The organism is endosymbiont of Acanthamoeba sp. UWC8 (genome assembly GCF_000730245.1).
Lineage (GTDB): Bacteria > Pseudomonadota > Alphaproteobacteria > Rickettsiales > Midichloriaceae > Jidaibacter.
On the sequence record NZ_CP004403.1, the window covers coordinates 1,536,874 to 1,559,540 of the forward strand.

Consider the following 22,667-nt stretch of genomic DNA (forward strand, 5'->3'; position numbering starts at 1 on the left):
AACTGGTTATATTTCTGATATAATGTTATTTATAATTAATTCTCCGATATAAAGGGTTGAAGTGAAAAAGATCATCGTCGTTTAAACTAGAAAATTATATTTCCAGCCACTCTTTTAATCAAAGGGAAGTGCAAATTTATTGCTTAATTTTCAAATATAGTTGTCGAGGTTTTTATGACAAAAGTTTTATTGCCGGCTATCTGGCTTATTGTATTAATTGTGGGTTTGCCACAACTTTCCGAAACAATTTATACCCCATCACTCCCTGATATTGCTCGTGCCTTGCAAACGTCGGAATCAATGGCAGAATACACTCTTACCATTTTTCTTTTTGGCTTTGCAATCGGTATACTCTTTTGGGGAAGGCTTTCTGATAAAGTAGGTCGGAAACCATGTGTGTTCGGAGGGATTTTTATTTTTATACTGGGTAGTATTGGGTGTTATTTATCTGGTTCTATTACCGGGCTTATGATTAGTCGCTTTATTCAGGCCTTTGGTGGTAGCATCGGAAGTGTTCTTGGGCAAGCGATTTGTCGTGATGCGTTTCATGGATCAGCTTTAGGTAAAGTATATTCATCAACGGGTAGTGCTTTAGCGTTTTTTCCAGCTATTGGCCCTATAGTAGGGGGCTTGATTGCAGAAAACTTCGGTTGGCCTATTATCTTTCTATCCCTTATCGCTTTCGCCCTTATTTTAAGTGTGCTTGTAGCGAAGTATTTGCCTGAAACACACCTTGGTGAAGACAGAAAGTCAATTTCAATTTCAAAGGTTGCTTTAAGCCTGGTTAAAGATAAAAAAATTATCGGTTTAGGAGTAATTGTAGCTGCTTGCAACGGTATTAGTTTTAGCTATTTTGCGGAGGGCTCCTTTTATCTCATAAAGTTGCTTGGATTGTCTCCAAGTGAGTACGGGTCAAGTTTTATATTAATAGCTGTAAGCACAATGCTTGGTGGCATGACCTCTAGAAGGTTACTTAAATATCATCCATCTAAAACAATTATGAAGTATGGGCTTTTTATCATATTTTTTATAAGTGCTTTATTCGGCGGTTTTGTTTTATGCTCTACCTATATTTCTTTGCTACCGAGAAGTTGGATGGTTGCTATTACTATTATCGCACAAATGGGTATTATGTTTGGCATATGTATGGCTACCAGTAATGCCTTGGCGATCGCTCTAATCGATTATAAATGGTGCATTGGGACAGCCTCAAGCTTATTCGGATTCTTCTATTATTGCTTAACTTCTCTGGTTACCTTAGGTATGGGTTATTTGCATAATGGTACCTTGCTTGCAATGCCTCTATACTTCCTTGCAATCAGTACCCTTATGTTAGCAGTTCAGAGAAGGTGGCTACACGAAAGATATTTTAAATCAGAAGCTTTTAGCTAAGCTTAGGAGCTTCTTTGCATTTAATCAGTTTATACTCAAGCGCCGCAGTGCTATCTAATCTTCCTTAAAATTCAATTTTATTGTATAGAGAATTTTATTTAACAAACTATAATAAAGCTTAAAAAACTTCACACCCGTTGCTAACATTGTTCCTTGCTGCTATATAAGAAATCATAAAATTAATTGATATAAATTAAATGTTTTTTAAGAAACTTTTTGCTTTTAAGAATAGTAATTCATTAATTGCTTCTGTTATTTATAGTATATTATTTCATCTGCCGATTGTATTTAATAGGATGTCTCTAAGCATTAGCTTCCATGATAAACATGAAGTGATTGGTATTGCATTTACAGAATTCAGTATAGCACTATTTTTCACTTACATATTATTTTCATTAATTAGCCTGTTACGTTATTTATATATGGTTCTGATACCATTATTCTTTTGCTTTGGTGGAGCTTCAAATTATTATATATATAACTTTGGTAAAGTTTTTGATATCGGCGTATTACAGGATATCATTTCCGTAGAGCTGGATTTAACTCTGGAGTATCTAAGTTTTAAATTAGTATTGTTTATCTTTATAAGCTTAGCCTTAAGCTTATTTATTATTTTTTCTAAAAAGTTTAGACTTAAAGCTCCCTATTATATGGCTTTAATAGCAACTATTATTACTTCATATTTAGTTGCTACTTATTTTGATTATAAGAAGCATAAATTATATATTAATCGAATAGTGCCTCAAAGCTATATGCCGTTTAATGTATTTTATAATACGGATCTTTATATGAGAAAATACGGTGTATTTAACAAGCAAAAAGCAGAGAAAGTTGACCTTACTAAAAATTTTACCTTTCGTTTTAATAACAATGCTAAGGAACAGAAAATTGTAGTTATGGTAATCGGCGAATCAATGCGTGGAGATTTATTTTATTTAAACGGTAAAACTAATTATCCTAATGCCCCGCAGCTTTCTAAAATAAGAAATTTAAAAAGTTTTAAAGATGCTACCTCCAGCGGCTCATCCACAAGAGTAGCGCTTCCTTATATGTTAACTCGTGCTAAGTCCGGTAATTGGGAACAGGCAATATCTGAAAAAAGTATTATATCCGTGTTTAAGTCATTAGGGTTTAAAACAGCCTGGATTGGTGCTCAAGGTGCTTTTGCTAGCTTCGATTATACTTATGGACCTATTATCATGGAGGCAGATAAAATTATTACTAGGCCTGATATTAGAAAAGACTCGGGAGAAGGAAATATATATGATGAATATTTATTACTGTATTTAGACAAATTTTTGCAAGCAAATGAATCTGATAATTTATTTATTGTTCTTCATATGTATGGAAGCCATTGGAATTTTGATGAAAGGTACCCGGAGAAATTTAAAAAATTTACTCCTACTTGTGAGTCATCATCCCCAGCGAGCTGTGCTCACGAGCAGCTTTTAAATTCTTACCATAATACAATTCTTTACTCGGATTGGGTATTAAGCAAAATTATTGAAAGATTTGAAAATAAAGATGCTTTTTTAATGTATGCTTCGGATCATGGATTTTCACTTTTTGAAAAACATTATTTCGGTAATGCTTATGAAGGAAAAGAGCATCTTAAAGAACAATATGATATAGCAATGTTTGCTTGGGGCTCAGATAAATATATTAAAAGAAACGGTAAGGCTTTTAAAACTATAAAGTCTCAAGATAAAGTATCCCACGATTATTTATTTCATTCTCTTCTTGGCTGTTCAAACGTTAAATCAAAGGTTATTGAGCAGAACTTAAATCTTTGTTATAAAAAAAATAATAGTGTAAGAAGCAAGTAGCTTATTTAAGCTATAAAAAAGTATTTTAATAAAAATACAAAACACCTTAACTCACCTGGTGCCGAAGAGAGGATTTGAACCTCCGACCTACTGATTACGAATCGGATTAATAATTATTTTAAGTCATTAAAAATGACAAGTTAAGTTATTGTATTTTATAGCTTAATTGATTGCGATATTTACAAATTTCTTCCTACTTTTTGTTTCGTGTACTAACTGTGTACTAAAGAAGGAGAGAATTATAGAGAAAAGCACAAGAATTTACCACCAATAGATTGCAAGCTTTAAAAATAAAAATACTACTTGAGAGGCATATTTATTCTTACTAGATATAAATATAAGTGGTGTCTAAATGCTTAGTTAACTTAACAAGGTATTAATAATATTTTAATAACAATTCCAAATTAATTTTAACTAATAAAGCATGTTAACTAAAATCCCTTCCATAATCAAGTTTTTTGTCTTATAATGAGTTTAAAGATCGCTTTCTTCCTTGTATGGTTAAAAGTAAATAGAGTTACTATAACTCATCTCTTATCTCTTTAGCTACCTTGTCTTAGAAAGTACCAAACCGAAATGAGAAGTGTATAAATATGCATGGCAGCAAAAGAGATATAAATGATATTCCTCCGAAAAGTAGAAGGTTGGATTCAATAGGGGCTCTAATAGAAGGAGCTAACCCGTGTGGTGCGGCTTATTTTGACGGAAGAACATTATTGCTTGCTACTAATAATAATATTGAATCAGAGCTGATAAGAGATATTAAGAGATTGCTTACTTATATAAGCGTAAGTTCGGAATTGCAGTATAGTGATAGAGAAAAGCCTGATTATTATGAGTGGAAAAATGAAGTTGTTCAAAACATAGATGATATAAAAGAGAAATACCGCCGTAGTTTTGAAAGTAAAGGTAGGTATTATAGGCAATTTTCTGATGCATTAGAAAAAGTAACAAACTCAATAATACTTGCTTATTCAAACCCTAGTGATGAAAGAGCGTTTACCACAGGTTTTGTAAGAGCATTAGTCGAACGTAGATATGCCTTTATTGAAGGAAAGCAGAATGTGCATGCAGAATTAAAAATCATTCAACATCTTATGGAAGAGAAAAGAATAGGAAGAAGAGAAGCTGCTGAAGAGTCGATTTATATAGGAGTATCAAAGCGATGTTGCTTAAAATGTGAAAAGATGATTGAAGCTATTAATGAAGCAGCCGAAGAGATGGGGTTTAGTGCAATAGAGGAACTTATAAGCATAAGGGGTATACATAGACAAATTTTTCCTGCTACTATCCCGGATTTTATTGATTATAATAATAACATATTAGAAGAAGGATTTAGAAGGAATATTAGACGAAAATTTCTGGCAAAAATGGAAGTAGATAGCCTAAGCAAAGCATTTGCAATGAAGGGAGAGAGAAGAGTTGACGGTAGAATACAAGTACATGAAAGATCGCCACACCTGCGTATAGGTTTAAAGAGGTAGAGGCGCCTGAGATACTAAGAGAAGTACCTGAGGTAGCAAAAACAGAAGAAAGTGTTAGCTCTTCAAGCTATATTAGGGCTATACCGGAAGAAAGTGAAAAAGAAAAAGAAAAAGAAAAAGAAAAAGAAAAAGAAAAAGAAAAAGAAAAAGATAAGCCTATAGGAAATAAGAAAAGAAAGGGTAGAAATGAAGAAAGTGAAGAATTTAATGATGAGAAAACAGATAGAATAGGTAGACCAGCCAACCATGCAAAGAATAAAGAAGGTCACGTTGCTCAAATTAGACGATCTAGAATGGATAAAGGGAAGCAAAAAGACGACGGTAGATCTATTGGATAATAAAAAGTAGTTTTGCAATATAATTTTTATTTTTATATACTGAACGTTAAATGTATAAATTATTGATTTATTTAAGATAGTGAATTATAATGTTTTGTAAAAGATAAAAAAGGTATAAAATGAAAGAAAGTCAAAAAAATGCTAGAGGCTTATGGTGAAGAAGGAATAGAATATATTAAATCTTTCTTAAAAAAGGGGGGAAATATAAATGAGAAAGATGATGATGGGAGTGAAATGGGACTCCTTTATTATGCAGTTACTCGTAAAGATGCTAAGATGGTTGAGTTCCTACTGAAACATGAAAAATTAGATGTCAATTCCCAAGATTACTTTGGTACTACTGCTTTACATGTAGCTGCCCGTAATGGGTATATGGAAATAGCAAAGTTGCTTCTAGCAAGGGGGGCTGATGTCAATTTAACTGATAAAGAAGGGGAGACTCCGTTACATAACTCTATTTTAACTATGCATTGTCTTGAACTAATCCCTTTACTTATGGGACGTGGTGCTAATATTCATGCAAGAAGAGCAGAAGAAGGTAGTACAGTTTTACATTTAGCTGCCAGAACAGGTGAAGTGAAGATTTATAAATGCTTGCTTGAATTTGGTGCTGATCCTGATATGCGTACTTTTGAATTAAAAGATATTGTAGATGGTGAGGAAGTAGTTACAAGGAGTTATTCTGCGAGAGAACTATACAGAAAACTATATCCCGAAAAAATACAAGAATTTGAAGCAGCTGAAAGGGAAGTTGAAATTGAAAGGGATAATAAGTTTCGAAGCATAATTACAGTTGGATCTAAGAAACGTGTAATTGGTTCTACAGAAACTCAAGGTATAGTTGAGGAAAATGGATATGAGCCTGAAGGAGAAGTAAATATAGAAAATTCTAGCAATATTATAGCTGAAAGAGGTTCAGCTGACTCATCACCTGATAAGCCCTCAGCAAATTCTCAGGGAAGCGTAGAAGGAAGATGGGTGAGTTCTATAGCTAAAAAACCTAGACTTAGTAAAGACTTTATAAATCCAGCTAATGATCAAGGAACCCAGCAATCAGTAGTTAGAGGGTCTTAAGGGGATTGCTACAAATGTCTTGCCGGTGGGGAGGGTAGGTGCTTAGGTTTAATAAATGCTAGGCTTAGATTCACCTTTTGTGACTAAAAGTATTATTAAAAAAATAAAGACTGTTTTTTAAATCAATAAGAACAGTCTTTTTTTATATATATGCTTTATTTATGTTTGATTACTTCTATAGCAATATAAATTTAATATATTTTAATATCACAGCAGCACCATAGCACACATACAAGTAATTTAACAAAATAACTATTGCAAATTTATTAAGCATTGTATTAAACCTGATATTTAAGATATTAGTTAATATTTAAAATAGTTTTAATGTTTTATTAATAAATAAGGATGTTACTCAGCATGTCTTATAATTTATACTGCTTACCTGAAGTTATTATTAGATTTGCCCGTAACCTTCCTAAGCAATCACTTCAAAATTACTTTAATTGTAGATTTCCTTTCCTCTCTAAAAACATAAATTGGGATTCTTCCCAAGCAGGCATCATGTATTCAGTCATAGAAGCAGCAAAGCAAATGGAGGAGAATGACCTTGCATTACTGCATGCCGATGCTGAACGCATACATGAGATGACGGATGAAGTAGGGCAAGCAGCTCTACTATCGGTAGTTAACGACAAGAAAACTTATCAGGTACTTGGTAACGGTTATGATAGAGCTCTATGGTTACTGCTTAATGAATATACATCATTCTGCTGTGCTGAAGATATCCGTTACACTGATCATCATAGGTTAGGTAGATTGTGGGATGGGTTTTTAGGCTCAAAAAACCTGGAAGTTAAAACTGAGACAGAGCAAATAGAAGCTTTTAAACAAGGGGTTATTAGCTATTTTAATATAGGAGGCAATATCAAGATAGAGCTATTCAGGTATACCCGTAACAATGCTAATAATAACTCCGAAGTTGTTCAGGTAATGTTATACCGTGAAGGATTACCTGATAACTACCTTGCTTTTGATGGAGAAGAGGTGGTACCGAGATTAATGCGTCCCGTGTATGAGATGGTATTGATTTATGAACCTACTACCGGCTGGATTGAAGTGATTGCTAAAGGGCGTGAATATAGAGAGGAGCTGGCTAAGTTATTTTCAATCTCTTTATTGCAAAGCCTAATCGGTTGTGAACGTATTCCACTCAAGCGATATAATATAAACAAACTAAGAAGTTTTTATGACTTTCCGACTGATCCTGAAGATGGAATAGAGTCGGTTAAAGTAACTATGCTGGAGCTTAAAACATACGATAACAGCAGCAAATTAACATTTGAGGTTAGCTCTAAATCGGATAGTAATATATATGAAACTTTAAACAAATGGTTTGATATAAATGATCCCCTTAGCCAAGGGGTTTTATTAAATAAGGTGAAATTATTAGTTCACTTCTTCCCTGATAAGGTAAACCCGAGAGGAATAACATTACCAATCAAGATTACCTGGCCTAACGGATGTGATTTAAAGAGTAAAACTGAGAAAGAACGGTTAATAGGAGATAAGTACTTTTTGCGTTGGGGTTTACTTGAGGAGGTCGATGGTAACAAGCATTAGCACTAAAGCAATTTGCTTATTGAATCAAATAATGTCTTCTCCAATCCCTGCAATTACCGCACAAAATTTTATTGAACATTTTTACTTAGAAGGCAAAGAACTATTAGAGCTTGGGGCTTTAGTACCTGCAGTACATTGTAAATATGTAGAAAATATATGTGATCATGAAGGGAGGTTAGTTGAAATCATAAGGCATGATAGAGAATTCAAATATTTCTCCTATACTTCGGGATGGGTTTCTGTTTCACTAGAAGAAATAACTTTATATCAGGTGAATACAAGATGGGTAGTAGAATTGGTAAAAGATAGCATTGGTATTACCTGTGCTACTTCAAAACAACTGGATGAGCATATATGGATACTGGGTGAGGCATGGCTAAAGCATATAAAAGTGCCGGTTATCCTGGCAAACAGCTTAAGACAAAAAGCCGTTTATGAAACATTATTAAATTATCTGCTGGAAAGACATAGTAAAAGACCTGCATTAGTACTTACGCTTGATCTTAACTTACCGTCTTATATCACTTTACCTACAAAAAGCAGGCTTGTTACAATTCAGGATGCAATGGTTTTCAGCCATGAGAAGTTTAGCTTAGATATCTCATTTTTAGCGGAAAAGATGGGAAATAATATTGCACAACATGGATTTAGTAACGGATACAGAAATCTTAACTTAAACGATAAAACTTATAGATTCTCAAATCAACAGGCATCAATACTTGAGATATTAGATAAAAGCGGTTGTCCTATGCATAAGCATGAAATTACCGCATTATCGAACTCTATGCAAAATGATTTAAAAGGAATATTTAGAAAGCAGGGCAAATATCACCCGGCATGGGGAGAAGTTATTAAATACGACGGTAAAGGAAATTACTGGCTTGAATATTAATGGGCGATAAAAGCTTATAGTGCTAACACTAATTTTATTGCTTTATCGACATGCATCATTTCATGGTCAGATAAATTAGTTATATAGCTATCAAGTCTTATGTTATCTACAGTTCTAATCTGATCAAGCATTACCTTACCTTTTTGTCCGTTAAGCGTTATTAATACTTCAAATGGATAAATTTTATCACAGGAAGAAGTAATAGGAGCAATAACGAATCTTCTTTTTAGCTTGTTTTGTATATTATTTGATATGATTAATGCCGGTCTTTTCTTCTTAGTTTCAGAACCTACGGTTGGGTCTAAATTTACCCAATATATATCACCTCTTACGATACTTTGAGACATAATCAGTGAGATTCTTTTTTAAAGTTCTTTTTTTCTAGTATTTCCTGATTAAGGATGTCCCAAATTTCACATTCTTCATTTCTATAAGGATCACTATAAGCTTCCTCATATGCTTTTAATAAAGAGTCTTCTTTAAGGCTTAGCTCCTTCTGAATGGAATTTGAAATAAATTTACTTATTTGTTGTGAGGGAACAAGTTCCTTAAGTCTGAAGTAAAGCTGATCATTTATTGTTATTGTCACTTTCATCATAAACTTATTCATAATTAATCTTTAATAAATTATAACATATTTATGATATTTAGTAAATTTAAAGATTATCGATACTAGATCAGATTAATGGGTTTGACTTAATACAAAACAACAAAGATTCACAAGACATAATTTTATATTTAAGTAGAATTATTATTAGAAACTGCATTTCACACCAAAAATCACACATCCGTCACACCGAGTTTCACACCACCCATATGCGATTATCCTCTTTGTCATGCTAACTGATTAATGAGGATTCAAAATGACCGACAAGCAGTTTTTAAACCAGATAGAAGTATCTAAGCGCTGGAGCATATCACCAAGAACATTAGAGCGGTGGAGGTGGCTCGGTACAGGACCATGCTTCGTAAAGATCGGAGGATTGGTACGTTATAAGCTTGAGGATGTAAAGCAATATGAGAATGATCATATACTAAGCAGTACATCCGAAACTTTCATACCCGCTAAACAAATCAAGAGCGGGGGTAGCATATGATTACCTTAAAACAAATAGCGAGTATGCCGATTGGAGAGGTAGCAAAACTTCCTCCTAAGCAACTGTTAAAACTTATAGAAGAAGCGAGCATGCAATTAGCAAAAGCAAGAACTATAAAAGATTGGCTACAAGGAGCGTTAAGTTTGCGTTATGAGGAGAAAGCAAGAGCTAAACGCTTGAGGATAGGTAAAGATACCGGAACCATTAGATTGGATGATGAAGGTATAAGTATAACATGTGAACTGCCTAAAAAAGTAGAATGGGATCAGAACGAGCTTTTCGGGATTGCTTTAAAACTGATATCTGAAGGAAAGGAGGTTAGTGAATACTTAGACTGTGAGTATTTTATTCCTGAAGTAAAATATCAATCCTGGCCGCCTGAAATAAAAGCATTATTTGAAAGTGCCCGTACTATAAGAACCGGTAAGCCGAGCTACAAGTTAAGTGATACAGATAAGAGAGGTAATATATGAAAAACATTATCTCAGCTGATCAAAGGCTTAAAGAACAAAGGGGAGTAAAAGGAGTTATTTTCGGTAAAGCCGGTATAGGTAAAACTTCTCTACTACTCACCCTCCCGACAAAAAGTACATTATTTATGGATCTGGAAGCGGGGGATCTTGCAATTGAGAATTGGAGAGGGGATACTATACGCCCGCAAACCTGGCAGGATTGTCGTGATTTTGCAGTATTTATAGGGGGTGCTAATCCGGCATTAAGGGAAGACCAGCCGTTTAGTAATGCTCATTATGAAGCGGTATGTAAGAAGTTTGGTAATCCGGAGGTTTTAAATAAATATGAAACTATCTTTATTGATAGCATAACGGTTGCAGGAAGACTTTGCCTGCAATGGTGCAAAGGTCAGCCTCAGGCATTTAGTGAACGCACCGGTAAACCTGATATACGCGGAGCTTACGGATTACACGGACAGGAGATGATATCTTGGCTTACTCATTTGCAGCATACCAGGGATAAAAACATATGGTTTGTAGGTATACTTGATGAAAGGTCGGATGAATTTAACCGCAAGGTATTTACTCCTCAAATTGAAGGTTCAAAGGTAGGTCTGGAGCTGCCCGGTATTGTAGATCAGGTAATTACTATGGCCGAAATTAAGAATGAAGAAGGCAATCTTTCTCGAGCCTTTATTAACCATACTCTTAACCCTTTTGGTTATCCTGCAAAAGATAGGTCAGGAAGGCTGGATTTATTGGAAGAGCCGCATTTGGCACGGTTGATGGAAAAGATAAAAACCGGTAACCGTTTACCGCTTATCCATCTTGAACCAATTAATCAAATAGAAAATAAGGAGAACAAATAATGACATGGAATGACTTTAATTCTGCTGAGGAGCAAGGTACTTTTAACCTTATCCCTCAAGGTACAATAGCTAAAGTAAAGATGATAATACGTCCCGGCGGTTATGACGATCTTGAGCAAGGATGGACTGGAGGTTATGCCACACAGAACGATGTTACGGGATCAGTATATCTTAACTGTGAATATATTATCCTGGAAGGTGAATATGCACATCGTAAAGTATGGGGATTAATCGGGCTTTATAGCCCCAAAGGAACAGCTTGGGCAAATAGGGGAAGAGTTTTTATAAAAGCTATGCTTAACTCTGCATATAACCTGCACCCTCAGGATATATCACCCAGTGCACAAGCTAAACGCCACATTAAAGGGCTAAGTGATTTAGACGGTATAGAGTTTTTAGCTCAAATTGAAATAAATAAAGATAGGAACGGAGAATCTAAAAATGAAATACGTTTGGCAATCACTCCCGATCATAAAGACTATGCATCTTATATGAATAATATTTCCGGCAACCGAACTGAAAGAGGATGGTAAGAAATGTTAGAGATCAACCAACAAAAGTCTACTTTAATTAATGCTCATATAGATAAGTATTTAATGAGTATACGACAACCAAAGCGCAGTTACTTAGGAGCTTCAAGGTTAGGAGCAGAATGCAGCCGAGCATTACAATATGAGTTTTTAGAAGGGTGCGGTGAGATTAATGCTAGAACTCTTCGTATCTTTGCTATCGGTCATTTATTTGAAGCGTTAATCATAGACTGGATGAAAAATTCAGGGTTTGAGCTTGCAACAGAAGATGAAAGGGGCAAGCAATTCGGATTTGAAGTAGCAGAAGGGAAGATTAAAGGCCATATAGACGGAATAATAAAAGATGCTCCTAAAAAACTCGGGTTATCATACCCTGCGATATGGGAATGTAAGTCACTAAACAATAAATCCTGGAATGATACGGTAAAGCGAGGAGTAGCAATCTCAAAGCCTATTTATGCTGCTCAAATTGCACTTTACCAGGCATATATGGAAAGCTCCATTCCCGGTATTTCACAAAATCCTGCCTTATTTACCGCAATAAATAAGGATACTGCCGAACTTTACCATGAGCTTATCCCGTTTGATATGGAAAGAGCACAAAGAATGAGCGATAAGGCGGTAAATATACTACGTGCTTGTGATGCAGGGGAACTACTCCCCCGTATTGCAGCTAACCCGCAATATCATATTTGTAAACTATGCAGTTGGCGGAATAAGTGTTGGGAGGAGAGTTATGACTCTACCATGCAAAGATAGCATAAAAGATTACTTTAAAACAGTCTTTAGTTATTGTGAAGGCTATATCCCTTTACGCTCTTTCTTGGAAAAGAAGGGAAGCAGCAACGGTATACCTTATAATATATGGATAGAAAATGATAAAACAGCTATAGCTAAGGCAATAGCTTTTGCAAATCGAGCTAATGATTACGGCTATGCATGCTATATAATACCGGGAACTGTAAATAAGTACGGCAGAGCATCAGCGGATAGTATAACGCAAATGCAAACTTTGCTTGTAGATATTGATACCGGTGATATCAAATCTAAATATGATTACCTGGTAAAATATTTAGGTCAACCGAGTCTTAGTATAAAATCAGGAGGAATTACTATAAAAGGTGAACCTAAACTACATCTTTATTGGAAATTATCCGAAGCTGCACTTGCAGAAGATTTACAAAAACTAATTAGATTGCGTCATTTATTAGCATTAAAAATTGAAGGAGATATACATTTTCAGTCAGCTCACCAACCTATTCGGTTAGCAGGGTCAGTATACTATAAAAATGATAGGGTGCGACCTGTCTTAATTAGAGAAGTAAACCAATGGGAATATCATTTACCTGATTTAATAGAGCGGGTAAGTAATATGCCTAATATTAACTATAGTGCAAAGATACCTGATTCTTTAAATTTTAATATTATGAAGCAGCCCTTTTCAAAAGTTCTTACCACTACTGTTCATGAAGGAGGTAAGGATGAATGGACAAGATTTGAAGGGTTAAGTCGTGTGATAGGTTATTGGGTGCGCCGTTATCATGAAGGACTGATGAGCGAGGAGGAAACTTGGGAGGAAATTATTTCCTATAATACCTCATGTATAATTCCTCCTTGGCCTGAAGAAAGACTTAAAGCTGAGACTAACCGTTTATTAGGTAAGCATATTTCTAAATATGGAGAACCTAAAGCTTTAACTAAGCCTGCTCATTTACTAAAAAGTTATAGTTTAAGAGAACTACTTAGCGACCCCCGACTCCTACCTCACCTGATATTATTGCACCTAGGATTCTTACACCGGGAGGATTGATGGTTTTTGCCGGTGCCCCTAAGGTCGGTAAAAGTGACTTTCTGTTATCTATGTTTGCTCATATGGCAGCTGGAGTTAATTTCCTTAGCTTTACAACCACACAACCGTTAAGGATCTTTTATTTACAAGCTGAAGTACAGTATGATTACTTAAGGGAAAGACTAAAGAAGCTAGAGCTTTCTGAGGATATAATTGAGTGTGCCAGTGATAATCTTTATGCCACTCCTCAACTCCGGCTTGTCTTAAATGATCAAGGACTTGAAAGCATAATTTCTCACCTAAAAGAGAAGTTTGGTAATAAGCCGCCTGATATTATTGCAATAGACCCTCTGCGAAATGTTTTTGACGGTGGTAAGGATGGTAATGAAAACGACAACAACGCAATGCTGTTTTTCTTAACCCAAAGGATAGAAAAGTTGCGTGCTGCATGTAATCCAAATTGTGGGATTATACTTGTACACCATACCCGTAAAACTACTAAAGAGCAGTTGGAAGCAGACCCATTCCAAGCTTTAAGTGGTGCAGGAAGTTTACGTAGTTTTTATAGTAGCGGTATGCTGCTGTTTAGGCCGGACGAAACAAGATCCGAACGTCACCTCTATTTTGAGCTGCGTAACGGAGCAGCTTTAGAACGTAAATTAGTTGATAAGCCGGAGAACAGGTGGGTAGAGATTAAACCTATGTCCGAGCGCTTAGTTAATCAGTCTTATGGTTTAAAGCTGGATGCCGAGCGCATACGTAAAGGTGAGAAGATTGTAAAGATTATTTATGAGCAGGCGAAGTCGGGTAAAGTTTATAACATCAACCAATTTACGGAAAGCTTTGAAAGTAAATGCGGCCTTGGCAGTAAAGATACAATTAATGAACGAATAAAAGTTTATGCCACTAAAGGGTATATTAAATTCTTTAAGAATTATGAGAAATATAACTTACCTTCACCCGGTGCTACTAAATTCGGCTATATGTGTGTAGAGGGTATGTATTTAGGGGATGGAGATAATGCTCAATCTGTTCACCCGACTCACTTTAAGCATCCTCAGACCGGAATGCCTGTAGAAATAGATAACCCAAATATTTGGATTTATAATGAGGAAGAAAAATTATGATAAATTATCTAGTAAAAAACCCTTTTTTTATCCCGGATCCGGAAGGTTTGGCTCCAGATCCGGAAAACATCCAAACAACAAACCTTATTAATATCAATAGTTTAGAGCTTCTTCAGGTTTCGGATCCAAAACTTATCTCCAAACCTTCCGAAACCTCTGTAAGCCGCTGTTCACAAGCTCTACAGGCTAGTGGAGGTTATGGGGGAAAACCCTATATCCCTAAAGGGATAATAGGAGGCCTCTTTGGAGAGCCTCCATTATTAAATAGTGATCTAGGAGGTGTAGGTGGAATAAGTAACAACGGTAATATATTAGCACTAGACTTAGGAACAACAACGGGGTGGGCGATTAAGCATTTGGATAGCTCTATTGTTAGCGGAGTAATGAGCTTTAAGCCGGGACGTTTTGAAGGTAGGGGCATGTGCTTTCTACGTTTTCAGCAATGGCTTGAGGAGATGAATAAAACTGTGAGTGGGATTGATATGCTTTATTTTGAGGAAGTCAGAAGACACTTAGGAACTGATGCAGCTCATATTTACGGAGGATTTTTAGCACAATTAACTGCTTGGTGTGAGTATAGGCAAATACCTTATTCTGGTGTAGGAGTCGGAACGATTAAAAAGTTCATCACCGGTAAAGGCAATGCATCTAAAGAGGAAGTGATAGAAGCAATTAGAAAACTTGGTCATAGCATGAGAGATCATAATGAAGCAGATGCACTGGCATTACTATACTTTGCAATTAACAAATGGAAGAACTGACATGACCCAATGGACAAAAGAAAAGGTAGCAGAGCGTTTTGAAGAAGCGGTATTAACATTAAGGCGGTTACCTTCTGTAAAAGTACCCGGATATTTTAGTGTGTGGCCTGAGGTTATCCGTAGTGAAATGGAAATCCTACAACAGGATAAACTTCCACTAAAGCTGGGTGCCCCGTTACCTGATGCAATTGATCGCTTGGATCAGGTATTGCAGTGGGTACTATGGATAGAGGTGGATGAGCGTAAATTAGTTTGGCTTAGGGCAAGGGGAGTACCGTGGAAGCCGATATGTTTACGTCTGGGAGTGAATAGGACAACAGCATGGCGGCGTCATAGCGAGGCACTAAGTAAGATTGCTCAAAAGCTAAATAATATTACGCTGTAACTCGCATAAATATTTAAGATCAATTTTGTTTTCTAACCGCTTAGAAGCCAGGTAAATAGCGGTTGACAGCCGCAACAGTTTTTGAGAGAATAACAAATATGCTTAAAAGAAATGTATCCGAATGACACATTTTTGGAAATCAATTAAACGGATAAAAAATAAGGCGGCGGTTCCTTCCGTAAGCCAAGAGCTATGCGGGGGGCAAAGCCGCTCGAAGTCTCTAGCGTCAGGATAAAAATTCAGGTTCGCACTTCGCAGTCTTTTTAAATATTTTATATCAATTGGCTTATGAATTTAAATGTTCAAAATATAGCTATAGAGCAGCTTATTCCTTATGCGCAGAATGCCCGCACTCATAGTGAGGAGCAGATAGCTCAGATTGCGAACTCAATTGTAGAGTTCGGGTTTGCAAACCCTGTTCTTATGGGTAAGGATAACATCATTATTGCCGGCTATATTAATCATTTTTTATTTGGGGGTTATCCTTCTTTCTAGTGGTACCTAGCTATTGGATGTTGTTTATCATAAACTAAATTCTTATCTGTTTCACTAAGCTTCGGGTTTTTAGCTATTATATCGACCCAATGTTTTTTCTCTTTTTTGTCATTAGTTTTAGCGGTTTGCTTTTCTAATAATTGTTTATCAGTAGGTTCTAATTTTTGTTTTCTAAGCTCAATAAAAGCTTCCACTTTTTCTTCACTCTTATATCTATATGCTTCAACATCCCTTTCTGCTGCCTCAAATTCTTTTACTTTATCCTGGTGTGAAGCCTGATATAATTTTCTTGCTGTATATCCTTCTATAGTGATAGTAGGGTCAGCACCGTGCTCAAGTAATAACTTATAACCTTCTACATGAGCACCATCTGCTGCCATGTGTAAAGCAGTAAATCCTTCTTTATTGCATGCATTAATATCAGCTCCTCTCTCCACAAGTAAAGGAATTAGATTTATCTTACTTCCTATTAAACATAAATGTATAACCGTGTTCCCCTTTATATCGGCTGTTTTAACATCAGGATTATGTTCTAATATTAATTTAGCAATTTCATCATAACCATTATATAAGGCAGTCTGCAAAGGAGTCTGCTCATCCCAATCTTTAATATTGATATTTATTAAAGGCTGCTCTAATAATAACTTCGCCATTTCAATATCCCTATACTCTATAGCAATATGTAAAGCAGATTCTCCTGTTTTCTTTTTTGCATTTATATCAGCGCCTTGCGACAATAATTCCCTTGCTCTATCTATTTTGCCAAACCTGACAGCCATTAAAAAATTAGTAGTATAATCTATATATTTGCTTTGCATTTTATTACCTTTTAACCTTTTATTCTATTTATAATTAAGAAAAGAGTAATATAAATTATTTTGAAAGCAATGTTATACTAATAAAAAAGCAGATTAAAAGTTTCTACCTTTGGAGCATTCCTCCGATACTAGATCTTGCCACTTTTGCTCTGATTTTTTAATTTCAATTTGTTCATTATTTTTTAATTTAAGTGTCAAGATTGTACTCTTTTCTTCTTTTTCTTTTATATATACTTCAACCTCATCTTTAGCATTTTTTTCAAGAAAAGCATTGTCTTCATGCACTGAATTGATATTTTTACTAATTGTATTACTACTTAAAATAGCTTGTAGATCATTATGTAAAATTTCTACGGCATTAGGGTGATGTTCTCGTTGTTCATTAAGGAAATTCTCAATAACTTCTATAATTGTGGTGGGATTAATGTTTAACAAAGTATCAAATACTTTTTGAGCTTGAGTGGGGTTATATTTTTCTTCATTTATATCTTTGATTGATAAGTATATAAAGGATTTAATTAAGTCATAATTATTGTGTGAGACCATTAAGAATTTTTGCCTTTCAGGAAGAGCTGATACTAACTCACAAAAGAAACTATAATCTTTATCTTTGAGAACCGAGTAAAAAGGTTGATAATTAACATATGATAAAAGTTTGCCTAGCTTGTGTTCTTTTTCCCACTGATTAAATAATGTTTTAATCATACCAAAATATTTAAGCTCTATATAATCAGTAAAGCATTCTTTAATACCAATTATATCTTCTTCAGTAAGAACTACTTTAGGGCGCTTTTGAAAACTGTCCTCTTTGTTGGTTGGGGCATTTTCCCCCCAATGTACAGTTTTTCTTTTCATATTATGCTAACTGTCATATTTTATATAAATCTTAGTTACATAATAAACTATTTTGCTTTACATGTACTTATAAAGACGCGTTAAATAGTTTATAATTACCTAGTTATTTTAGTAGCTTCTGCAGCTGTACTAAAAATTCTTTGTGTAAATGAATTTGTATGATTTGGGGAATTATTTTCCTTGTTATCATCTAAAAGTTGTTTAAGCTCCATTTCCTTTAATGCAGTATTAAAGTCTGATTTAATGCTATCAGTAATATTAAGACAATTCCAGAAAATATTAATAATATTATTATCAATTTTCAAAAAAAGTTTAAATCCTTCAATACATATTAAGGAATTATATTCATGAGCATATTCATGGATACGATTTTGTTTTAAAAATAACCTGAAAGCCATATAGTCATCATAACGAACCATACGTTGTAAATATTTTGCAGAAGCTTCTTCAGAAATAAGTTTAAAAGCATCTATATTACAATTTACAACTATCCATTTTAATATCGAGCAGTTATCCACACAAACAAGTTTCCCTATAATTTTCTTTCCTTCATTAATTACTTCCATACTATTTTCCCCATAAAGCTCCGTAAGTTCTTTTATTTTGAGATGCTTGGTTAAATAACTACTCCATCTTTGCTTTACTTCTTCATATTCACCATTTTCGAATTTATTAATAAGATAATCCCTCAATATATTACTAGCTTGGATGAATTCTTCATCCTGAGCAATGATTCTAGGTTTCTTTTTAAGTCTAGGAGTTTTCCCTTCATTATCTTCAATAGACTCTGCCCAACTTACTCTTTTTTTAGAGTTAGGCTTTTCTTGATTAGTATGTTTCTCATTATTTTTCATAAGCAAAATACTTTTTAAAGTTAGAAATATAACTTATTATCAAAATAATAACATACTGAAATATAGTTTTATAATAAAACTTATTAAACAATTATTAAATCTATATTATATATTAGGTGGGGAAAGTGTGTTGTGAAAACTAAAGAGCTACAAAGATTAGAAGATTATAGGGCACATTTACTGGCAGTATTAAATGAAACTCCTTCCGATAAATTAAAGGAACTGATTAAAGAAGAAATACAGACTATAGCAACTAAAGTAACTGCTATAGAAGCGTTAGAAAATTCAAAAATAAAAAGATTAGAAATATTATATAATAGCCTACAAGCAATTGTTAACTATACAGGTAAGGTTAAAAAATCTAATGATTGGGCTACAGGGCATGGGATTAATAATGCTTTAAATCAAATATTAGGGGATTGGGCTCATATTATCAACCCTGATCAGTCTTCAATATATCCCCCGGCTTCTTCCGACCAAGATAATGCATTAGAAGGAGCTATTAACTATGCTAAAAATATAGGCAGGTTCTACAGCGGCAAGGATCTGATAACAAACGGGCTTATCCATCGAGATGGTGGAAGTTTAAAGAAGACTATAAATATGTTATAGTAAACTATATCTTTTAGATTCCTTATTCAATAATTAGCCCCTTTTGTTATGTGAAATACACTGTCGTTTATTTAAAATCTTGTCTGAGAATCTGCTTGCAGGTGGGTCTTGAGTATCCTTAAAATTATCCCCTTCTTCATTGAAGAAGAAATCATCCCCACCTTCTATGCTGCTAAAACCTTTTTCTTCTAAGTACTGTGCATCAAACAACTCTCGCATTAATTTTAGAGCATTAGCTTTAAATTCTACTGGGTTAGAATCAGTAAAAAATTCAAGAAAAGGATTATAATAATTTTTTATTATTTCTTCTAAAGCTTGTTCCATCCTACGCTCATCATATTCCTCTGCTTTTAAAAAATCCTCAATTCCCGGCTTTTCTTTAAGCCAACCTTTTAAGTCAAAGTCAGAAGGAATATTTATACCTAACTTTTCATTTATGGCTTTAGTAACTTTTTCACTAGGCAGCTCATTAATCTTTAAAGCTTTAATAAAGTTATTATCTATAACACGAGGTTCTATAATGATATTTTCAGATTGTATTTCATCTGCTTGGCTTGTAAGAGTACGTAATTCTGTTTCTCTCAAGCTATCAAACGGTATCTTTAACCTAACCTCATTATTATTTACAAATGATCCCTCATGATCGTACGCTATTTGGTCAATAATTTTCCTAACCTCAGGTATATGTTCTGCTCCGCATTTTATAGTATAAAAATATGTGTATGGGTTATCAGGAGAACACCTTATTTCTACTGCAATAGAAGCTGCTTCAAGATCACCCATGTTATCTGTAATTATTTCTTTAAGTCTCTTAGCTTCGTCCTTATGTACATTGATTACACTCTCTCTAATCGCTTGATCTTTTAATATTTCACAATTTTGATTATAGATATCTAATGCATAATGCACCGCCAGTTCCTTTCTAGCCTTCCTTATATCTTTTGTATAGTCTCCCGAAGATGCAGGGTTAAAAAAGCTATCCTTACTTAATAAATGAAAAGGTGTGTTAGCGAACACTTCCATATTTTTTAGTGCAAATACTCCGCAACTTGCTCCGTCCTTTTGTTCACTACCTTCATAAACCTTAAATTGAATATTTTCTTGAAATGCCCCTACTATATCATTTTCAAAATCATTTATCTTTTTTGAACCTGCAGAATCTTTATAAAAAACATTTATCCTATTTTGACTATCTCTCATGATTGAAAATGCAATCCAATGTCTATTGCCTTTATTGTAAACCCCTACTATTCTCTTCCCGCTATCAAGCTTTTCTATAAATTTACTTAGATGGTTTTTAATATCCAGTTCCTTTCCTCCTCTTCCTAAGGCTGTAGTAAATATAACATTATCACCTAGTTTTTGTATAAGTTGGTTACCGATAGCATTAATGTCTTCGGTTTGATACCAATAAGAGTTGTCTTTATATCTATTAAAGGCATTATATTTTTCATTTTTATCAGGGTCTTGAAATAACTCATTTTTTGGCTCTTTTTTGCTTTCTCCTGCTTGATATTCACTATCTTCTCTTTCCTGTCCTTTTTGTAAGTTTTCTAAATCCTCATATAATTTTGATATTAGTTTATGAGCTTCAAGGTCAGTATAATGCCGAAATAAATTTTTAAATAACTGTTCAGTTGTTAGATCCCTTGGAGGAACATGCTCTTTTTCTTCTTCATTTGATTTTATAAAGCTTAGTGAATGCTGATGCATACGTGAAATCTGGGGTGCTTGATCTCTTATTTTCCTCTTTTTTCTATTTCCTTTTTCTAAACTCTCCAGAAGAACCTTTGCTGATTTTTGGGATCTGATTTTTGCGACTGCTTTATAATCAATATATACATATGTTTTTTTTTCTCCCCATTTATCAGCAAATTTTTTTATAGGCTCATTAAATGGAATAGGATGGTCATTGCCTTTATTATCAAAGTAAAATCCCCTATGGCTTGCAGCATACCCTAATTCTTTGTTATTATATAAAAACATTGTTTTAAACCAAGGTAGTACTAAGTCATGGGTACCTCTTCTTTGTATATAATCAATTTTTTGTTGCACGCCTATCTCATTACCTTTATGCATTGTTCTTAAATTGTTTTTATACTCATTAACTGCATCTAAAGCTAGTGAACAGTCATGGCAACATAGTTTTGAGATTCCTATATAAATTGGTTCTTTTGCATTTTGTATTACATCAGTAAATAAAAGGTAATCTACTATTTTACTTTCTGCATGGGCGTTCTCGTGCCCGAATGCCAGTATTATATAGCCATATTCATTAATGAATTCATCTTGCATTAAACTATAGCTTTTGTAAGGAATTTCACCATATTTTCCAATTTTAACAAGATCAAGATTGTTTCCAGCAAATGCCTTAGTTAAATTATGGTCCGGGTGCTCAAAAAGAAATCTTTCAATTCTTATAAAGTCCCGTGCAAGTAAACTGCTTTGCTCATAAGCCGGAGCTACATATTTTCTTTGCACCACATCATATGATGTAATCTTGCTTTCATACTCGTTACGCCAAGTATTACGATGATTTAATACATCCAATGCAATATTTTTAATTGTCTTATCATCTAGTTTTATATATCCTGACTCTTCACCCTTAATCCTGTTTAAACAGATACTTGAAAATACTTTTTCTCTGTTAATTCGCAACTTTCTTCTAGCTACCAAAGAAAAATATTTCATTACCTCTTTTATTAGCTGTATTTTACTATCTTCTTGTTGTTTAAATTCTTCAAATTGTGTTTTTGAATCTATCTCATTGTCAGAAATCAGTATTTTATTATTTACAAAGCATGCTGCAGTATTTCCTTCGCTACTCATTTCAAGAAGCCTTCCCAAACGATCTAAGCATCGGTTAGGCTCTGAAATGTTTTGTAGTACTTTTTGTTTTTTTAATTTAGGTTCAATACTCCTCTCTATCATCTCATTCTCTTAATTATAATAGTTATTAATATTTTTCATTATTAATTACATTAATATTTAATATATAACAATTATAAGTATTATTTAAATAATGAGTATAATAACCTCAGTTTGGTATAAGGAAATGGTTAAGTGGTTATAAATCATTAAGTTTTGGAAAGTTTGCAATTTTAAAGCAATAAGTGATTAAGCCTGAGATGATATTTACAAAAACATTTGCCGGGCTTTAATGTCTTGGATACTCTATTTGACAGCAATTCTTCTATTGATCTATTACGGTTTCAATTATTCCTATTTTACTTAAAAAAGAACTTCTGCGCTTTGCTGGTTATACGCTTTTTCATATTTTTCCTCACCTTGGTAAATTATATACCCGTCTCTTTACCTCTCATGCCATGCAGAAAAACAGTAAGCGGCGAACATCGTTACCTCTTATTGATGTTGGAATTAATTAGCGGATAACTTACTTTGCATCCTTCCTTATCGCAACACCCCTTTTACATTATCCCTTATACTGAACTGAGGT

22 protein-coding genes and 1 pseudogene are annotated in these 22,667 nt (G+C 34.2%); 17 read left to right on the top strand and 6 right to left on the bottom strand.

Going from position 1 to position 22,667, the window contains the following annotated elements; all coding sequences use genetic code 11:
- The first annotated feature begins 174 nt into the window (after positions 1–174).
- From I862_RS07370 to I862_RS07395, 6 genes are all read left to right on the top strand, one after another.
- The gene (locus tag I862_RS07370) at positions 175–1,392 is read left to right on the top strand and encodes a multidrug effflux MFS transporter (protein WP_052646552.1); all 1,218 of its coding nucleotides are present in this window, start codon (positions 175–177) and stop codon (positions 1,390–1,392) included.
- Positions 1,393–1,589: 197 nt separating this feature from the next.
- Positions 1,590–3,218, top strand: coding sequence for a phosphoethanolamine transferase (locus tag I862_RS07375; protein ID WP_038540711.1), 1,629 nt, complete (start codon positions 1,590–1,592; stop codon positions 3,216–3,218).
- Between the two features lie 593 nt (positions 3,219–3,811).
- Positions 3,812–4,702 (top strand): nucleic acid/nucleotide deaminase domain-containing protein, encoded by an 891-nt coding sequence (locus I862_RS07380; RefSeq protein ID WP_038540714.1) that lies wholly within the window; start codon positions 3,812–3,814, stop codon positions 4,700–4,702.
- A gap of 476 nt (positions 4,703–5,178) precedes the next feature.
- Positions 5,179–6,114, top strand: coding sequence for an ankyrin repeat domain-containing protein (locus I862_RS08000; RefSeq protein ID WP_052646553.1), 936 nt, complete (start codon positions 5,179–5,181; stop codon positions 6,112–6,114).
- A gap of 357 nt (positions 6,115–6,471) precedes the next feature.
- Positions 6,472–7,674 (top strand): hypothetical protein, encoded by a 1,203-nt coding sequence (locus I862_RS07390; protein ID WP_052646554.1) that lies wholly within the window; start codon positions 6,472–6,474, stop codon positions 7,672–7,674.
- Positions 7,658–8,566, top strand: a complete 909-nt coding sequence (locus I862_RS07395; protein WP_038540717.1) for a hypothetical protein — start codon at positions 7,658–7,660, stop codon at positions 8,564–8,566. Before I862_RS07390 ends, I862_RS07395 begins: the two co-directional genes overlap by 17 nt.
- A 14-nt stretch (positions 8,567–8,580) precedes the next feature.
- On the opposite strand, the gene I862_RS07400 is transcribed toward I862_RS07395, so the two are convergent.
- On the bottom strand, positions 8,581–8,913 hold the full coding sequence (locus I862_RS07400; protein ID WP_084173820.1) for a type II toxin-antitoxin system PemK/MazF family toxin: 333 nt from the start codon (positions 8,911–8,913) through the stop codon (positions 8,581–8,583).
- A gap of 2 nt (positions 8,914–8,915) precedes the next feature.
- Positions 8,916–9,176 (bottom strand): hypothetical protein, encoded by a 261-nt coding sequence (locus tag I862_RS07405; protein WP_038540720.1) that lies wholly within the window; start codon positions 9,174–9,176, stop codon positions 8,916–8,918.
- Positions 9,177–9,429: 253 nt separating this feature from the next.
- Here I862_RS07405 and I862_RS07410 point away from each other — a divergent pair, with 253 nt between their 5' ends.
- From I862_RS07410 to I862_RS07450, 10 genes and pseudogenes are all read left to right on the top strand, one after another.
- Positions 9,430–9,663 carry a helix-turn-helix transcriptional regulator gene (locus tag I862_RS07410; protein ID WP_038540723.1) on the top strand — a complete coding sequence of 78 codons (234 nt, stop codon included), beginning with the start codon at positions 9,430–9,432 and terminating at the stop codon, positions 9,661–9,663.
- A complete protein-coding gene (locus I862_RS07415) occupies positions 9,660–10,136 on the top strand; it encodes a hypothetical protein (RefSeq protein WP_038540726.1) in 477 nt (158 codons plus the stop codon). The genes I862_RS07410 and I862_RS07415 overlap by 4 nt, the downstream gene beginning before the upstream one ends.
- Positions 10,133–10,984, top strand: coding sequence for an ATP-binding protein (locus I862_RS07420; protein ID WP_084173821.1), 852 nt, complete (start codon positions 10,133–10,135; stop codon positions 10,982–10,984). The genes I862_RS07415 and I862_RS07420 overlap by 4 nt, the downstream gene beginning before the upstream one ends.
- Complete coding sequence (locus I862_RS07425) at positions 10,984–11,517, top strand: hypothetical protein (RefSeq protein ID WP_052646555.1); 534 nt, start codon at positions 10,984–10,986, stop codon at positions 11,515–11,517. Before I862_RS07420 ends, I862_RS07425 begins: the two co-directional genes overlap by 1 nt.
- Before the next feature lie 3 nt (positions 11,518–11,520).
- Complete coding sequence (locus tag I862_RS07430; protein ID WP_038540729.1) at positions 11,521–12,273, top strand: PD-(D/E)XK nuclease family protein; 753 nt, start codon at positions 11,521–11,523, stop codon at positions 12,271–12,273.
- Positions 12,251–13,324, top strand: coding sequence for a hypothetical protein (locus I862_RS08005; RefSeq protein ID WP_052646556.1), 1,074 nt, complete (start codon positions 12,251–12,253; stop codon positions 13,322–13,324). The genes I862_RS07430 and I862_RS08005 overlap by 23 nt, the downstream gene beginning before the upstream one ends.
- Positions 13,324–14,430 (top strand): AAA family ATPase, encoded by a 1,107-nt coding sequence (locus tag I862_RS08010; protein WP_052646557.1) that lies wholly within the window; start codon positions 13,324–13,326, stop codon positions 14,428–14,430. Before I862_RS08005 ends, I862_RS08010 begins: the two co-directional genes overlap by 1 nt.
- A gap of 290 nt (positions 14,431–14,720) precedes the next feature.
- Positions 14,721–15,191 (top strand): crossover junction endodeoxyribonuclease RuvC, encoded by a 471-nt coding sequence (locus tag I862_RS08885; protein WP_199398851.1) that lies wholly within the window; start codon positions 14,721–14,723, stop codon positions 15,189–15,191.
- A gap of 1 nt (position 15,192) precedes the next feature.
- The gene (locus tag I862_RS07445; RefSeq protein ID WP_038540732.1) at positions 15,193–15,576 is read left to right on the top strand and encodes a DUF6362 family protein; all 384 of its coding nucleotides are present in this window, start codon (positions 15,193–15,195) and stop codon (positions 15,574–15,576) included.
- A gap of 288 nt (positions 15,577–15,864) precedes the next feature.
- Positions 15,865–16,032 (top strand): annotated as a pseudogene (locus I862_RS07450) (ParB N-terminal domain-containing protein); the annotation flags it as partial.
- A gap of 35 nt (positions 16,033–16,067) precedes the next feature.
- Here I862_RS07450 and I862_RS07455 read toward each other — a convergent pair.
- From I862_RS07455 to I862_RS07465, 3 genes are all read right to left on the bottom strand, one after another.
- Entirely contained in the window at positions 16,068–16,889 is an 822-nt protein-coding gene (locus I862_RS07455) for an ankyrin repeat domain-containing protein (protein WP_038540738.1), read from the bottom strand.
- Between the two features lie 93 nt (positions 16,890–16,982).
- Positions 16,983–17,744, bottom strand: coding sequence for a hypothetical protein (locus I862_RS07460; protein WP_038540741.1), 762 nt, complete (start codon positions 17,742–17,744; stop codon positions 16,983–16,985).
- A gap of 95 nt (positions 17,745–17,839) precedes the next feature.
- Complete coding sequence (locus I862_RS07465) at positions 17,840–18,598, bottom strand: hypothetical protein (protein ID WP_038540744.1); 759 nt, start codon at positions 18,596–18,598, stop codon at positions 17,840–17,842.
- A 132-nt stretch (positions 18,599–18,730) separates the two neighbouring features.
- On the opposite strand from I862_RS07465, the gene I862_RS07470 reads away from it, so the two are divergent.
- Complete coding sequence (locus I862_RS07470; RefSeq protein WP_038540747.1) at positions 18,731–19,210, top strand: hypothetical protein; 480 nt, start codon at positions 18,731–18,733, stop codon at positions 19,208–19,210.
- 33 nt (positions 19,211–19,243) lie between these two features.
- Here I862_RS07470 and I862_RS07475 read toward each other — a convergent pair whose 3' ends face one another.
- On the bottom strand, positions 19,244–22,141 hold the full coding sequence (locus tag I862_RS07475; protein WP_038540750.1) for a hypothetical protein: 2,898 nt from the start codon (positions 22,139–22,141) through the stop codon (positions 19,244–19,246).
- Positions 22,142–22,667 lie beyond the last annotated feature (526 nt).

Bases quoted from the DNA above. Each gene is read 5' to 3' on its own strand.
- I862_RS07370 (WP_052646552.1), top strand. From the start codon at position 175: ATGACAAAAGTTTTATTGCCGGCTATCTGGCTTATTGTATTAATTGTG.
- I862_RS07375 (WP_038540711.1), top strand. From the start codon at position 1,590: ATGTTTTTTAAGAAACTTTTTGCTTTTAAGAATAGTAATTCATTAATT.
- I862_RS07380 (WP_038540714.1), top strand. From the start codon at position 3,812: ATGCATGGCAGCAAAAGAGATATAAATGATATTCCTCCGAAAAGTAGA.
- I862_RS08000 (WP_052646553.1), top strand. From the start codon at position 5,179: ATGCTAGAGGCTTATGGTGAAGAAGGAATAGAATATATTAAATCTTTC.
- I862_RS07390 (WP_052646554.1), top strand. From the start codon at position 6,472: ATGTCTTATAATTTATACTGCTTACCTGAAGTTATTATTAGATTTGCC.
- I862_RS07395 (WP_038540717.1), top strand. From the start codon at position 7,658: ATGGTAACAAGCATTAGCACTAAAGCAATTTGCTTATTGAATCAAATA.
- I862_RS07400 (WP_084173820.1), bottom strand. From the start codon at position 8,913: ATGTCTCAAAGTATCGTAAGAGGTGATATATATTGGGTAAATTTAGAC.
- I862_RS07405 (WP_038540720.1), bottom strand. From the start codon at position 9,176: ATGAATAAGTTTATGATGAAAGTGACAATAACAATAAATGATCAGCTT.
- I862_RS07410 (WP_038540723.1), top strand. From the start codon at position 9,430: ATGACCGACAAGCAGTTTTTAAACCAGATAGAAGTATCTAAGCGCTGG.
- I862_RS07415 (WP_038540726.1), top strand. From the start codon at position 9,660: ATGATTACCTTAAAACAAATAGCGAGTATGCCGATTGGAGAGGTAGCA.
- I862_RS07420 (WP_084173821.1), top strand. From the start codon at position 10,133: ATGAAAAACATTATCTCAGCTGATCAAAGGCTTAAAGAACAAAGGGGA.
- I862_RS07425 (WP_052646555.1), top strand. From the start codon at position 10,984: ATGACATGGAATGACTTTAATTCTGCTGAGGAGCAAGGTACTTTTAAC.
- I862_RS07430 (WP_038540729.1), top strand. From the start codon at position 11,521: ATGTTAGAGATCAACCAACAAAAGTCTACTTTAATTAATGCTCATATA.
- I862_RS08005 (WP_052646556.1), top strand. From the start codon at position 12,251: ATGACTCTACCATGCAAAGATAGCATAAAAGATTACTTTAAAACAGTC.
- I862_RS08010 (WP_052646557.1), top strand. From the start codon at position 13,324: ATGGTTTTTGCCGGTGCCCCTAAGGTCGGTAAAAGTGACTTTCTGTTA.
- I862_RS07445 (WP_038540732.1), top strand. From the start codon at position 15,193: ATGACCCAATGGACAAAAGAAAAGGTAGCAGAGCGTTTTGAAGAAGCG.
- I862_RS07455 (WP_038540738.1), bottom strand. From the start codon at position 16,889: ATGCAAAGCAAATATATAGATTATACTACTAATTTTTTAATGGCTGTC.
- I862_RS07460 (WP_038540741.1), bottom strand. From the start codon at position 17,744: ATGAAAAGAAAAACTGTACATTGGGGGGAAAATGCCCCAACCAACAAA.
- I862_RS07465 (WP_038540744.1), bottom strand. From the start codon at position 18,598: ATGAAAAATAATGAGAAACATACTAATCAAGAAAAGCCTAACTCTAAA.
- I862_RS07475 (WP_038540750.1), bottom strand. From the start codon at position 22,141: ATGATAGAGAGGAGTATTGAACCTAAATTAAAAAAACAAAAAGTACTA.